Here is a 14,055-nt window from a genome sequence, read left to right on the forward strand (position 1 = left end):
TAATCTAGCCCGCCCACTTTTCATTTTTTGATGAGAAACCATCAAAGATTTATTAGAATGTCTAACTAGCTTCTGCTTTCTGACGCTTAAAACGTTTCCATCCTCTCTCTTCAAAACTTAACGTTTAATACCTTTTTCAGTACGATATTCATTTAAAGTCTGCATGATGCGAATCAAGCAATCGTCCCTTTCCTGAACGAGTTCATCAATCGAAGCGCCATTGGCTTGATTTAAACAACCTTGCACCATGTCATCTTTTAATTCTTGAGTTAATTCTGGCGCCTTCAACCGAGTCCATGGTGCGTCTAAAGAATCTTCAAAGTGGTCCAATAAATATTCCATGCCACCTTGGCCACCACCTAAATGAAAGGTCAAACAATGCCCCATAATGGCCCAACGCAAACCCATTCCATGGATAATGGCTTTATCAATGTCTTCGACAGTGCACTCTTTATTTTTCACCATGTACAAAGCTTCTCGCCATATTGCCTCTTGCAAGCGATTGCCAATAAAGCCCGGAAGTTCTTTGTCCATTTTGGCCACTTGTTTTTCCATGGCTTCATAGAATTCAGCCGTCCAATCCACAACATCCTGACTGGTTCTTTCTCCACCACAAACTTCACAAAAAGGCATGAGATAAGGAGGATTAAAAGGATGCCCAACCACAAAGCGTTCGGGCTGTTCTTGTAAATCGACTGCCATTTCAGTCATGGGAAAGCCTGATGTGCTGGAAATAATCACCACGTCAGGTGGTGTTATTCGATCTAGCTCTGCAAACAAAGCACGTTTTGCGCCAAGCCTCTCTGGTGTATTTTCTTGGATCACTTGAACACGCAACACCATGTCTTCTAATGAAGAAACAAAATGTAAATTTTCAATACTCGCGCCTTCTCGTAACCCAAGTTTTTCAATGGTTGGCCAGACATTTTCAATCATGCTCATTAATTTTTCTTTGGCATTAGGCCCTGGATCATAAGCAACAACCTCCATGCCCATACGTAAGAAATGCAATGCCCAACCACCACCAATAACACCTGTACCGATGACACCAATCTTTGTTACTTCATTTGGATTTGGACGAGCCATAACGTTTCTCCAACAATTATTGAGTGCCACGTAAATTAAGTTTCTTACGCGCTTGCTCAGGACTAAGAACCCGCGACCCCATGTTTTCAATAATATTGACCGCTCGCTCTACAAGCTGGCCATTCGTCGCCAACACGCCCTTACTAAGATACAAATTGTCTTCTAAACCCACTCGTACATGACCGCCCAATAAGGCAGACTGAGCGACCCAAGGCAATTGATTACGACCCAAGGCAAATGCCGCCCAATTGGTACCTTCTGGCAACATATCTACCATGCCTTTGAGCAACGCTGCATTTGGCGGTGTTCCCCATGGAATGCCCTGACAAAGTTGGAACATGGCGTTGTCTGCTAGTAATCCTTCTTCTTTCATTTGTAAGGCAAACCAAAGATTGCCCGTATCAAAAATCTCTAACTCTACTGTCACACCAAGCTCTTTTATGTGCGCAGCCCCTAATCTCAGCATGTCCGGTGTTGATATATACACCAGATTGCCATCCCCAAAGTTCAGCGACCCGCAGTCAAGTGTGCAGATCTCAGGCTTCAATAACGCAATATGTTCAAGGCGAGCAATAGCGCCAATCAAGTCTGTATCTTTACCGAAATCAGCAGGGTTTTCTTCAGGCCCGACATACAAATCGCCTCCCATACCGCCAGTTAGGTTAATCACGATATCGCAATCAGAAGCACGCAAGATCTCGCAGACTTCAGCGTATAAATCGACTTGTCGAGACGCTTGAGTTGTTTCAAGATCCCGCACATGAATATGAGCGATGGCGGCACCAGCGTTCCACGCTTCAATAACAGAGTTGGCAATTTGTTTCGGTGTCACTGGGACATTCGGATTACGCGCCGCGGTATCGGCAGCACCATTGACTGCGCAAGTGATAATGACATCTTGATTCATTATAAAGACTCTCTAAATTGGACGAATAAGCACTAGAAAAGTCCAAATATTAATGAACTCTAGAAACTAAGCCCTTTTTAAACTACACGTCGAAAGAGTTTTATTTTGTCAAAATACGATGTTTCTTTGCCTAAAAATGACATTAAAAGTCCTTTGTCGCAATTAGGCATATAGCGTTTTATAGAGGGGAAATCTTATTTTTAAAATAAGAAGAGGTTAAAAAAATGATGACATATCTTTAAAAAATACGATATTTCTAGAGGCAAAGGAAGAGCCTAACTGGTCATTATTGACCCCTCCTTCTCACCTTAAAGTACGGTAATAATACTTTCTTTTGGTAATCTGGATTTAGGCAACCCTGCATTAAAGTCTAAATCTTTATCGTTGTACCCCATCGCCAACGCGACATCACATTGATACCCTTCAAGCTCTGTTTCAAACAATTTTCCAACGAGCTCTTGGTCAATACCTTCAAGTGGCGTAGAGTCAATTTGAAGGCGGGCAAGCACATGCATAATATTGCCTAACGCAATATAAACCTGTGCTTTTGTCCAAGCGACATTGCAACCTTGCTCATCGGCATTCATTTCAGCAAAGGCAAACGAACCAAAGGCTTTATCTCGTTCTTCTTCTGTAATTCGCCCAATATCAACATTGATATCAACAATTTTTGAAAAGTCTTCGCGCCCATAATGCGTTTTATGAGCGAACAAAATAATGTGTGACGCCGTTTTAGCATGCTTTTTATTGAATTCGTATTTATTGGCAAAAGTGTCATAAAAACGTTGCTTCGCCGCATCGCTTTCGATCACGATGAACTTCCAAGGCTGGGAGTTTATTGAAGATGGCGACAAACGTAACGCTTCATAAATAACCTCTAAATCCTCTTTTGAAATGACTTTAGAGGCATCGTAATGCTTAGCCGTATGGCGACTCTCTAAGTCTTTAATAATCGGGTGTGACATGTCTAATATCTCCATAATATTTAACTTAAAAACAGTGAACTCACTAATGATAAATACCGTGCTCCTCAGGTTTAACATTGCCTCGAGGAGGCGAACCTATTACGCACAACTTATCCTGCATAATGCCAAAAGTAAAAAATTTCTAAGTGAACCTTTACCTTTCTTGGCTTGGTTTTTTCCCATACAGTTGCTGATAAGAGCGGGTAAAATGCGACAAAGAAACAAAACCACACGCCACCGAAACCTCCGTCACACTCTGTTTTGTTTGTTGGAGCAAGTTTCGTGCTTTTTCAAGTCTTAGTTGACGATAAAACGCTTTCGGTGACTGATGAACATTCTTTTTAAACAAACGCTCCAACTCTCTACTCGAAATGCCAATGTGATCTGCTAGTTCAGATATGAGCAACGGCTCTTCGATATTCAATTCCATTAATTGCACCGCCTCAGTCAAGTTTTTATTACGACTATCAAGGCGAATTTGCAATGAGCGCCGTTGCGGCCCTTTGTGGTCCCTTTGATGGGTGTAAATAAGCTCGTCTGCCACTTGAGTGGCAAATTGTTTGTCATGCTGAGTCGTAATGAAATACAGCATCATGTCCAGCCCAGATAAACCACCGGGGCAAGAAAAGAACGTCCGATCGATCACCAGCAATTCTTGTACAAAATTCACATTAGGGAAAAGTGCTTGAGTACTTTCATGGTTTTCCCAATGCACTGCCGCTCGATAACCGTCTAGAATACCTGCCGCCGCGGCAATATAAGCCCCCATATCCTGACAACCAATCATGGCACCAAAATAGCTTTGTTGACGAATAAAGCTCAATACAGAAGGCGTAGAAACAGTTTGAGGGTCAGTGCAGCCTGCACAGATAATCAGCGTTTCGCATGTCGGACTGTCTTGAATGCTCATGTCCGTCATGATGTCGATACCATCACTGCTGGTAATCAAGCCCCCAAATTCCGAAATCAGCGCCCACTCATATAAGGGTAAAGCACTGATATCATTGGCATGACGTAACGCACCAAGCATAGAACTCAGACCAAATAGTGACGTGTGAGGCGTCAGTAAAAAATGAATTTTTTGTGTGTTGGTACTTTTCAGATTATGCGGAATCATTTATCTATTTCCATGAATGAAAGAAATGCACTGGTCGTTTAATAGCAATAAGTATGCGACTTCAATCAATTCAATAGCATTTTTTATGCCTATTATAGAATCCATCAATAACGTTTTAGGTGACACTAACGCGCTTATTACTTAAACCCAAGACAGACCATTGAATTTATATGGCACATTTACTAGGTGAGAAATGACGTCAACTTGCGCGAACGCAGCATCACAAATAGAACAGCCAATCACTGTGTTTGAAAGCCCAGTTTTAACAGAATGGATTGATTACAACGGACACATGAATGATGCCTGTTATGTGGTTGCTTTTAGCGAATCGGTAGAAGGCTTCATGTCGAAAATTGACCTACACGAGGCTTTTCGCTCAGAGCACAGTGTGTCGATTTACACACTGCAAAGTATGGTGAGTTATTTACAAGAAGTGTCCGAAGGAGAAAATTTAATCGTTAGAGCGCAACTGCTGGAAAGCGATACCAAAAAATTACGTTTATTTTTAACCATGTCTCATGCAGACAGTGGCGACACTCTCGCGACTATGGAAACCTTGCTGCTTCACATGGATATGAAAAACCACAGAGCCGCACCTTTTTTGCCTCACACCCAGTCTTTAGTTGATAAAATTCAAGCGGCTCACGATACATTAGACACGCCGGATAATGTAGGGCAAGCGATTCGTCTTAAGCGCCCAAAGTAAGGCGAACCTCCACCGAAGTGTCCATGAAGAAGCCTGACAAAAACTAGTCGAGCATAAAGGTAACAGGGCCATCGTTCATAAACGCCACTTTCATGTCGGCACCAAATCGCCCTGTTTCGACTTTTCCATACTGAGCGCGCACTTTACTCACGAAATCATTAAATAAGCGTTCGCCTTCTGCTGGAACGGCTGCACTAGAAAAACCTGGTCGTAAACCTTTTTTAGTTTCTGCGGCCAAGGTAAATTGCGAGACCAATAAAACACCACCGCCTGCTTGTTGTACGTTCAGATTCATTTTTCCGTCATCGTCACCAAACATGCGATATTTCAGTAATTTATCCGCAAGACGTTGTGTATCGGCCTCTGTGTCGCCTTTTTCAATACCAACCAAAACAAGCTGTCCGTGATCTATGGCGCCAATCACTTCACCCTCTACCGTAACACTGGCATTCACTGCTCGCTGTACCAATACTTTCATCATGACTCCTTTTCGGTTTGGCTTTGTATCAACCTAGCGATTATCTCAACATAATCTGCCAATCTGCACATATCAACGCCCAGAAAAAACAAAAGCGCCCGAAGGCGCTTATGTCGCTCCTGAACCTATTTGCATAGGCTCATTTGCTGCTGCTCTGTTAAAACGATTCGCGGAATCGTTTTATGCAACGACTTACTTACGACCGTTACGTTTACGTTCGTTTTCAGTTAGGAATTTCTTACGAACACGAATGCTTTCTGGTGTTACTTCTACCAATTCGTCGTCTTCGATAAATTCAAGCGCTTGTTCTAGCGTTTGTTTAATTGGCGGCGTAAGTGTTAACGCTTCATCCGTACCAGAAGCACGTACGTTAGTCAGCTGTTTACCTTTAACTGGGTTAATCGCCAAGTCGTTATCACGTGAGTGAATACCAATGATTTGGCCTTCATACACTTCAACACCATGACCTAAGAACATACGACCACGGCTTTGCAAGTTAAACAACGCGTAAGCGGCAGTTTTACCCGTTAGCATACTCACCAACACACCGTTTTTACGGCTCTGTACTTCACCGTCTTTCACTGGACCATAATGGTCAAAGACACTGGTCAAAATACCAGAACCAGATGTCAAGGTTAGGAACAAACCACGGAAGCCGATCAAACCACGAGAAGGCATCATGAACTCAAGACGCACACGGCCTTTACCATCTGGCTCCATGTTCGTTAGTTCACCTTTACGCAAACCAAGCTCTTCCATGATCGCACCTTGGTGCTGTTCTTCTACGTCAATAACAACCACTTCGAATGGTTCAGACTTCACGCCGTCAATTTCTTTCACAACTACTTCTGGACGGGATACACCCATTTCGAAGCCTTCGCGACGCATTGTTTCAATCAACACAGATAGGTGCAATTCACCACGACCCGATACAATAAACTTATCTGGTGTATCACCTTGTTCAACACGCAACGCAACGTTGTGGATAAGCTCTTGGTCTAGACGGTCTTTGATGTTACGAGTCGTAACGAACTTACCTTCTTTACCAGCGAAAGGAGAGTTGTTTACGATGAAGTTCATGCTTACTGTTGGCTCATCAACGCTTAGCGCTGGCAATGACTCAACACATGTTGGATCGCACAAAGTATCAGAAATACTTAGCTTATCGATACCATTGATACAAACGATGTCACCCGCTGTCGCAAGTTCTGTATCGATACGATCAAGACCAAGATAGCCTTTCACGTTAAGGACTTTACCTTTACGCTCAGAGCCGTCGGCAGATTTGACCACAACTTGTTGGTTAGGAGACAAACTACCGCGTGTGATACGGCCTACACCGATTACACCAACGTAGCTATCGTAGTCCAATGCAGAAACCTGCATTTGGAACGTGCCTTCAGGATCAACGTCTGGCGCAGGTACGCTATCAATAATCATTTGATAAAGCGGTGTCATGTCTTCTGCCATGTTATCTGGGTCTTCACCCGCAATACCATTGATTGCAGAAGCATAGATAACAGGGAAATCTAATTGATCTTCTGTCGCGCCAAGGCTATCGAACAAATCAAAAACTTGGTCCATAACCCAATCAGGACGAGCACCCGGACGGTCAATTTTGTTGATAACAACGATTGGGCGCAAACCTTGTTCAAACGCTTTTGAAGTTACGAAACGTGTTTGAGGCATTGGTCCGTCTACGGCATCAACCAATAGACATACGCAATCAACCATAGAAAGTACACGTTCTACTTCACCACCAAAATCGGCGTGTCCAGGTGTGTCTACGATGTTGATACGGTAATCATTCCATTTAATGGCAGTGTTTTTTGCCAAGATGGTGATGCCGCGCTCTTTTTCTTGATCGTTAGAGTCCATGATGCGTTCTGCACCTTCGTCTTTACGATCTAGTGTGCCTGACTGGCTTAATAGCTTATCAACTAGCGTTGTTTTACCGTGGTCAACGTGCGCGATGATCGCGATGTTGCGTAACTTACTGATATCATTAGACATTTATAGTTTCTCTGCATTTAGAGTGAGCAAAAAGACAAACGCCGCTTGATTTAGCGGGTAAGCTCTTCAAGCGTCTCGAATCTTGGTGCGGGATAAAATTCGCGCAATTATACTCTTATATTGATCAACATCTCCATTAAAGTAGATAAAAAAATCCACAAAAAGACGGCCATATAACAGTCATACGCGTTAATCAAAAAACAATAGCATTGATATACTACAAAAATGCTACTGCTTTCTTGTGCTTTTTAAGGCTAAGTCTATGGCAAATAAACGCCAATATTCTCGTAACCTTTACCAAGCAAATAAGAGGCATGCATTTTACTCATCACACCTTTACCACAATACAACAAGTGCATTGTGTCTTTGTCCATTTCCGCCCAGTTTGATTCTAGCGCGAAGAAAGGAATCACCTTGACAGGTCGACCACTGACTTTAAGAGGACGATGGCTGGCTTCGTCAGGGTGACGAATATCAACAATCACTTGCTCACCAACGGGCATACGTACAATAGGCACTTCCCCTTGATATTGCTTCGCCACATCATCCATGACATTCTGGATCGACATTACATTGGCGTTTTCTACTGCTTTATCTAGCACCGAAAAGTCAAAGTTCGACTCTTGTTTCTCTACTCGATGCATTTTCGCTCGAGTGGTTGGCTTCACAGAAATCACACCACAAAATTCTGGCATGCTGGCCGCAAAAGGAGCGGTACCAATGTCGATGGCTTTATCAATAATTTCTTGCTTGTTCATAGTGACCAAAGGGCGCAAGACCAATTCTTCCGTAACCTGATCAATGACTTTAAGGTTGATCAAGGTTTGACTCGACACTTGCGCCACACTTTCCCCTGTCACTAAGGCTTTTGCACCTACTTGCTCCATTACTTGGGAAGCGGCACGCAACATCATGCGTTTTAAAATCACACCCATTTCAGCATTATCAACTTTAGTAAGGATTTCCCCTACTACGGCTTCAAATGGCACAGTAATAAACTTCACATTAAGAGAAGATCCATACTTTTCCCAGATATAATGGGACACTTGCTTCACACCGATTTCATGGGCATCACCGCCTAAATTGAAAAAGCAAAAATGCGTTTTTAATCCACGAGCCATGGTTAAATAGGAACTTACCGTAGAGTCATAGCCACCTGACATCAACGACAAAACGGGATCCTGTGAACCCAATGGATAACCACCTAAACCTTCAACGCGCTGTTCAATCATCCACACACGATCATCGCGAATATCAATCGGCACTAACACTTCAGGATTTTTTAAACGAACGGCCAATGCCCCCGAACGCGCTTTTAGACAACCACCAATGTGTCGTTCAGCTTCAACTGAAGTGAAATCGTGATGCTTACCAACACGTTTTACGCGCACCGCAAAAACGGCATTTTTAAGAACGTCACCATAAGACACAAGCGCTTCATCAACAATGCCATCCAAATCCACTAACGGAAACTCACGAACGTATTGAAAATGGGCAATGCCAGCGATGTTTGTGAGCGCCTCAATAAAGATTTCACGCAGCTCATCACGCTCAGAATAAATCTCAATAAAATCCCAGTTCCCTGAAACCGTCACCTCTGCATCGTATTTTTTCAGGACCAGTTTTACATTGTGGCGCAGTTGTTTAATAAAAGTCTTTCTTACAGGGCGACTTTTAACGGTGATTTCAGCAAAGAACTTAACAATAAATTTCATAGGGATTGAGCTACGTATCTGTGATTAGAAAAAAGGCGCACAGTATAAAGAAAAGACTTTGGATACGAAAACATTAAATGCGCACCAAACCAAAACAAAAAACACAAATTCCGCACCAAAATAAAGCAAAAATGTTTTTTTAATGTATTTTAAAAGCTACTATTAAGTGCACCCTAATATGCAAACCTTTTAGGACATTGTTATAGAAGGATTTTTCACTTCGCACAACATTCTGGCACAAGTTGTGCTTTCTGATACGACAAAATGGCGCTTTATTAAAAAGCATATTTTCTATTCTAAAGTGATTTCACTTTTAACGACGACTGGAGAACAACTATGTCAAACAAGACCCTTGCCTTGATTGCTGAGCATGACGCGAAGTGGGTTGACCTTCGCTTTACTGATTTTAAAGGTAAAGAACAACACGTATCTATTCCAGCTATTACGGTAGACGAAGAGTTTTTTGAGACTGGTCAGATGTTTGATGGTTCATCCATCGCAGGCTGGAAAGGCATCAACGAATCCGACATGATCATGATGCCTCAGGACGATACGGCTATTATCGACCCTTTCACTGAAGAAGCGACTGTTATTGTTCGTTGTAACATAATCGAGCCTTCTACTATGCAAGGTTACGATCGCGACCCTCGTTCTGTTGCTCTACGTGCAGAAGAATTCCTTAAATCTACAGGTCTTGGTGACACTGCATTCTTCGGTCCTGAGCCAGAATTCTTCGTATTTGACGATGTTAAGTGGAAAACTGACATGTCAGGTTCTTGTGTTGAAATCAACGCAGAAGAAGCTGCTTGGGCTTCTAACAAGAAGATTGAAGGCGGCAACATGGGTCACCGCCCAACAGTAAAAGGCGGCTACTTCCCAGTACCACCAGTTGATTCTCACCACGATCTACGTGGCGCAATGTGTGGTGCAATGGAAACAATGGGCTTAGAAATTGAAGTTCATCACCACGAAGTAGCAACAGCTGGCCAAAATGAAATCGGCGCTAAATTTAACACTCTAGTTAAAAAAGCTGACGAAGTTCAAATCCTTAAGTACTGTGTACACAATGTTGCTCACGCTTACGGCAAAACAGCGACATTCATGCCTAAACCAATCGTTGGCGATAACGGTTCTGGTATGCACGTTCACCAATCTTTCTGGAAAGATGGCGTTAACCAATTTGCTGGTGACCAATACGCTGGACTATCTGAAACGGCTCTTTACTACATCGGTGGTATCATCAAGCACGCTAAAGCATTGAACGCGTTCACTAACGCTTCAACAAACTCTTACAAGCGTCTTGTTCCAGGTTTTGAAGCACCAGTTATGCTAGCTTACTCAGCTCGTAACCGTTCTGCTTCTATCCGTATCCCTTACGTTGCTAGCCCTAAAGGTAAGCGTATTGAAGCACGTTTCCCTGATCCAACCGCTAACCCATACCTAGCTTTCGCAGCTATGTTGATGGCTGGCCTTGATGGTATCAAAAACAAGATTCACCCTGGCGATGCAGCAGATAAAGATTTATATGACCTTCCAGCTGAAGAAGCAGCGGCTATCCCTCAAGTAGCAGCAAGCTTAGAAGAAGCTCTTAAGTGCTTAAGTGAAGACCGTGAGTTCTTAACTCAAGGCGGCGTATTCTCTGACGACATGATCGATGCTTACATCGACCTTAAAGCAGATGAAGCTCAACGTGTTGCAATGACAACAACTCCTCTTGAGTTCGAACTTTACTACAGTGTTTAATCTTTAAAACTGTTCAGTAAAAACGAAAGCCTCGATTTAGATCGAGGCTTTTTTTTTGCACTTAAAAAATGCACGCCACATGACGCACCACAATTGTGCGTATTATTTTTTGTTTAAAACAGATACCTTATATATATAAGCCATTTCAAAGTGCCCAATGTTGGTTCGCTTTTTGCACATAGTGAATGGTCAATAAAGAGGCTTTGTTTTGTATAGTTTATTAATCGATCATCTATCTACCGCTATCATTCAAGTGAATAATAAATTAGAGATAGAATACTTAAATCCTGCCGCAGAAATGCTGCTTGCAGTTAGCCGTCGCCGAATTTATGGCAACGACTTAAGCTCTGCTTTTCGTGAAAACGAGAACAGCATCAGTGCCTTATATTCTGCTATTGAGACAAGTCATGCCTTTACGAAACGTGAAGCGGAAATTGAGCGGGTCAATTCAAAAAAGCTGTTCTGTGATTACACTGTGACGCCAATCATGGGGTCATCAAATGCGACAAAAAGCCTCATAATAGAACTCTACCCTCGCGATAGAATGAAGCGAATTTCCCAAGAAGACGAAATTATTGCAAACCACGAAAGTAGCAAAGAATTGGTTCGTGGACTTGCCCATGAAATTAAAAACCCATTAGGCGGAATTCGTGGTGCTGCACAATTAATCAGCCGTGCATTTACTGACGAGGCTTTAAATGACTACACCCAAGTCATTATTGAAGAATCCGATCGGCTACGAGACCTTGTTGATCGTTTGCTCGGCCCAAGACAAATCCCTAAAAACAAACCATTAAATATTCACAAAGTACTTGAGCGTGTTCGACAGCTCATTTCTGTTGAAACAGACAACAAAATTAAATTGATTCGAGATTATGACCCGAGTATTCCAGATTTAATCGGCGACGAATCTCAGCTAATACAAGCGCTGCTGAACATTACTCGGAATGCCATGCAAGCATTGATGGAAGATCAAGACAGCCAGAAAAAGACGATTCGCATGGTCACTCGTACCTTGCGCCAATTCACTATCGGCTCAAAACGACACCGTCTGGTTTGCAAAATCAGCATTATCGACAATGGCCCAGGCATACCTGAATCCATTATGAAAACGTTATTTTATCCCATGGTTAGTGGCAGAGCTGACGGAACCGGACTGGGCTTATCTATCTCTCAATCGGTTGTTCATCAGCATCATGGCATCATCGAATGCAATAGCCACCCACAACACACCGAATTCAACATATTAATTCCCATTGAGACATCAGTCCAAGGCGAGGAGAAAAACACATGACACAAGATGAAACTGTATGGATTGTTGACGATGATCGCTCTATTCGCTGGGTATTGGAAAAGACTCTAGAGCAAGAAGGCATCCAATGTCGTTTATTTGACTCGGCCGAAAACCTCGTCAACATGATAGACAAAGAGCAACCAAACGCTATCATCAGTGATATTCGTATGCCTGGCATGGACGGTTTAGAGCTTCTTGATAAGCTACAAAATGATCACCCTTACCTACCTGTTATCATCATGACGGCACACTCAGATCTTGAAAGTGCCGTTGCCTCTTATCAAGGCGGTGCATTTGAGTATCTACCAAAGCCATTTGATGTAGAAGAAGCAGTAAGCCTTGTAAAACGCGCCATGCTGCACCACAAAAACTCACGACCTAGTACGGATGATATGCCAGAGGAAGAAACTATTCCTCAAGTAGACAAAGAGATCATTGGTGAAGCACCGGCTATGCAAGAGGTTTTCCGTGCCATTGGACGACTTGCCAATTCCAATATCACCGTCTTAATCAATGGTGAATCTGGCACAGGTAAAGAGTTGGTTGCTCAAGCACTCCATACTCACAGTCCTCGCTCAACGAATCCTTTCATCGCCTTGAACATGGCGGCCATTCCACACGATTTAATCGAGTCCGAATTATTTGGTCATGAGAAAGGTGCATTTACTGGTGCAAACACACAGCGTCGCGGGCGCTTTGAACAAGCAAATGGCGGCACACTGTTTCTAGATGAAATTGGTGATATGCCAGCTGAAACACAAACTCGTTTGTTACGCGTTTTGGCTGATGGAGAGTTTTATCGCGTTGGCGGTCACACACCAGTAAAAGTAGATGTACGCATTATTGCCGCGACTCACCAAAATTTAGAAACCTTGGTGCAAAAAGGCTCATTCCGTGAAGATTTATTTCACCGCTTAAACGTGATTCGCATTCATTTGCCTAAACTTGCTGAACGCCGCGAAGACATTCCTAAGCTTGCCCGTCACTTCTTGAGCCGTGCAGCAGAAGAATTATCTGTAGAGCCGAAAATACTCACTAAAGAAACAGAAAACTACCTTACTCAACTCGATTGGCCAGGTAACGTTCGTCAGTTAGAAAACACCTGTCGTTGGCTAATTGTTATGGCGTCTGGCAGAGAAGTGCTAGTTGAAGATTTACCACCAGAGTTGCTGACTTCCGTCCCTCAAGAACAACCTTTTGCTTCTTGGGAAGACGCGCTTAAGAACTGGGTAGACAGTACTCTAGCAACAGGTCAAAAAGGCATTCTTGATCAAGCTGTCCCTAAGTTTGAACGCATTATGATAGAAACCGCTTTGGCGCATACTGGCGGTCGTCGTCGTGATGCTTCTCTTCTATTAGGGTGGGGACGAAATACGCTTACCAGAAAGATCAAAGAATTGAATATTGATCACGCAGAGCAAGACGAAGATTAATTACCTCCAATTAAGATGAGATAGCATAGACTGTGTTAATACGTCATTGTCTGTGCTATCTCAACTTTCTACGCATTTTGACTTGCTTTTATACGTGCAATCCCATACTAATAAAGTCTGTTAACTGATTATTAATGAAGGGAAATAGTTATGTATCCAACACTTCAATCCATGGGCATCACAAGCATCCAGGATATTGAAAAATTCACGCTTCGCTATGAAGGTGGAAACGACGTTTTAAAAATTTATTACCGTCGCGAAAAAGGCTCTCTGCTTCCAAAAAGCAAAAAGTTCAAATTTGGCCGTTCTACAAAAACCGTACTTGCTGACGGTGGTCAACAAACTTATCGTCAGGTACAAGAACCTTCCTTAACTGTTTTACGAGCAATGGAAGAGCTAGAAAAAATCGTTGGGAGACAGCACGAAGAGAAAGCTTCCAAAGAAGATCTAGTGAAAGAGCTTGAGCACCTAGAAAGAGTCATGACGAACAAAATTCAAGAAATTAAAGAAAAAATTGACGCCATGTAATTTGGCTTTCTTGAAACATACATACCTAGTTTCTGCTCACATTGGCTGACTAACACAGTCAGCCAATGTC

General features: G+C 42.7%; 12 protein-coding genes. 5 read left to right on the forward strand and 7 right to left on the reverse strand.

Going from position 1 to position 14,055, the window contains the following annotated elements; genetic code table 11:
- Positions 1-117 precede the first annotated feature (117 nt).
- The 4 genes from ABFY09_RS09420 to ABFY09_RS09435 all read right to left on the reverse strand — a co-directional run bounded on the left by ABFY09_RS09420 (position 118) and on the right by ABFY09_RS09435 (position 4,075).
- Positions 118-1,086 (reverse strand): 3-hydroxyacyl-CoA dehydrogenase NAD-binding domain-containing protein, encoded by a 969-nt coding sequence (locus ABFY09_RS09420; protein ID WP_347984057.1) that lies wholly within the window; start codon positions 1,084-1,086, stop codon positions 118-120.
- Between the two features lie 16 nt (positions 1,087-1,102).
- Complete coding sequence (locus ABFY09_RS09425; RefSeq protein WP_347984058.1) at positions 1,103-1,993, reverse strand: 3-keto-5-aminohexanoate cleavage protein; 891 nt, start codon at positions 1,991-1,993, stop codon at positions 1,103-1,105.
- Between the two features lie 308 nt (positions 1,994-2,301).
- Positions 2,302-2,958 (reverse strand): NAD(P)H-dependent oxidoreductase, encoded by a 657-nt coding sequence (locus tag ABFY09_RS09430; RefSeq protein ID WP_347984059.1) that lies wholly within the window; start codon positions 2,956-2,958, stop codon positions 2,302-2,304.
- A gap of 154 nt (positions 2,959-3,112) precedes the next feature.
- The gene (locus tag ABFY09_RS09435) at positions 3,113-4,075 is read right to left on the reverse strand and encodes a GlxA family transcriptional regulator (protein WP_347984060.1); all 963 of its coding nucleotides are present in this window, start codon (positions 4,073-4,075) and stop codon (positions 3,113-3,115) included.
- Positions 4,076-4,268: 193 nt separating this feature from the next.
- Between ABFY09_RS09435 and ABFY09_RS09440 the strand changes: the two genes are divergently transcribed.
- On the forward strand, positions 4,269-4,781 hold the full coding sequence (locus ABFY09_RS09440; RefSeq protein WP_347984061.1) for a thioesterase family protein: 513 nt from the start codon (positions 4,269-4,271) through the stop codon (positions 4,779-4,781).
- 43 nt (positions 4,782-4,824) lie between these two features.
- On the opposite strand, the gene dtd is transcribed toward ABFY09_RS09440, so the two are convergent.
- The 3 genes from dtd to thiI all read right to left on the reverse strand — a co-directional run bounded on the left by dtd (position 4,825) and on the right by thiI (position 8,987).
- On the reverse strand, positions 4,825-5,259 hold the full coding sequence (gene dtd, locus ABFY09_RS09445; protein WP_347984111.1) for a D-aminoacyl-tRNA deacylase: 435 nt from the start codon (positions 5,257-5,259) through the stop codon (positions 4,825-4,827).
- 192 nt (positions 5,260-5,451) lie between these two features.
- Positions 5,452-7,272 carry a translational GTPase TypA gene (gene typA, locus ABFY09_RS09450; RefSeq protein ID WP_347984062.1) on the reverse strand — a complete coding sequence of 607 codons (1,821 nt, stop codon included), beginning with the start codon at positions 7,270-7,272 and terminating at the stop codon, positions 5,452-5,454.
- 260 nt (positions 7,273-7,532) lie between these two features.
- The gene (gene thiI, locus ABFY09_RS09455; protein ID WP_347984063.1) at positions 7,533-8,987 is read right to left on the reverse strand and encodes a tRNA uracil 4-sulfurtransferase ThiI; all 1,455 of its coding nucleotides are present in this window, start codon (positions 8,985-8,987) and stop codon (positions 7,533-7,535) included.
- Positions 8,988-9,323: 336 nt separating this feature from the next.
- Here thiI and glnA point away from each other — a divergent pair, with 336 nt between their 5' ends.
- From glnA to ABFY09_RS09475, 4 genes are all read left to right on the forward strand, one after another.
- Positions 9,324-10,730: a glutamate--ammonia ligase gene (gene glnA / locus ABFY09_RS09460; RefSeq protein WP_347984064.1), complete on the forward strand. Its 1,407-nt coding sequence runs from the start codon at positions 9,324-9,326 to the stop codon at positions 10,728-10,730.
- 208 nt (positions 10,731-10,938) lie between these two features.
- Complete coding sequence (gene glnL, locus ABFY09_RS09465) at positions 10,939-12,024, forward strand: nitrogen regulation protein NR(II) (RefSeq protein ID WP_347984065.1); 1,086 nt, start codon at positions 10,939-10,941, stop codon at positions 12,022-12,024.
- The gene (ntrC, locus tag ABFY09_RS09470; RefSeq protein WP_347984066.1) at positions 12,021-13,457 is read left to right on the forward strand and encodes a nitrogen regulation protein NR(I); all 1,437 of its coding nucleotides are present in this window, start codon (positions 12,021-12,023) and stop codon (positions 13,455-13,457) included. The genes glnL and ntrC overlap by 4 nt, the downstream gene beginning before the upstream one ends.
- A 150-nt stretch (positions 13,458-13,607) precedes the next feature.
- Entirely contained in the window at positions 13,608-13,985 is a 378-nt protein-coding gene (locus ABFY09_RS09475; RefSeq protein WP_347984067.1) for a DUF3461 family protein, read from the forward strand.
- Positions 13,986-14,055: the final 70 nt, after the last annotated feature.

Source organism: Marinomonas sp. 5E14-1 (assembly GCF_039939215.1).
In the GTDB taxonomy this organism is placed as follows: Bacteria; Pseudomonadota; Gammaproteobacteria; order Pseudomonadales; family Marinomonadaceae; genus Marinomonas.

What these genes read in the sequence shown, in the direction of transcription:
- ABFY09_RS09420 (WP_347984057.1), bottom strand. Translation starts at nt 1,086, where the DNA reads ATGGCTCGTCCAAATCCAAATGAAGTAACAAAGATTGGTGTCATCGGT.
- ABFY09_RS09425 (WP_347984058.1), bottom strand. Translation starts at nt 1,993, where the DNA reads ATGAATCAAGATGTCATTATCACTTGCGCAGTCAATGGTGCTGCCGAT.
- ABFY09_RS09430 (WP_347984059.1), bottom strand. Translation starts at nt 2,958, where the DNA reads ATGTCACACCCGATTATTAAAGACTTAGAGAGTCGCCATACGGCTAAG.
- ABFY09_RS09435 (WP_347984060.1), bottom strand. Translation starts at nt 4,075, where the DNA reads ATGATTCCGCATAATCTGAAAAGTACCAACACACAAAAAATTCATTTT.
- ABFY09_RS09440 (WP_347984061.1), top strand. Translation starts at nt 4,269, where the DNA reads ATGACGTCAACTTGCGCGAACGCAGCATCACAAATAGAACAGCCAATC.
- dtd (WP_347984111.1), bottom strand. Translation starts at nt 5,259, where the DNA reads ATGAAAGTATTGGTACAGCGAGCAGTGAATGCCAGTGTTACGGTAGAG.
- typA (WP_347984062.1), bottom strand. Translation starts at nt 7,272, where the DNA reads ATGTCTAATGATATCAGTAAGTTACGCAACATCGCGATCATCGCGCAC.
- thiI (WP_347984063.1), bottom strand. Translation starts at nt 8,987, where the DNA reads ATGAAATTTATTGTTAAGTTCTTTGCTGAAATCACCGTTAAAAGTCGC.
- glnA (WP_347984064.1), top strand. Translation starts at nt 9,324, where the DNA reads ATGTCAAACAAGACCCTTGCCTTGATTGCTGAGCATGACGCGAAGTGG.
- ntrC (WP_347984066.1), top strand. Translation starts at nt 12,021, where the DNA reads ATGACACAAGATGAAACTGTATGGATTGTTGACGATGATCGCTCTATT.
- ABFY09_RS09475 (WP_347984067.1), top strand. Translation starts at nt 13,608, where the DNA reads ATGTATCCAACACTTCAATCCATGGGCATCACAAGCATCCAGGATATT.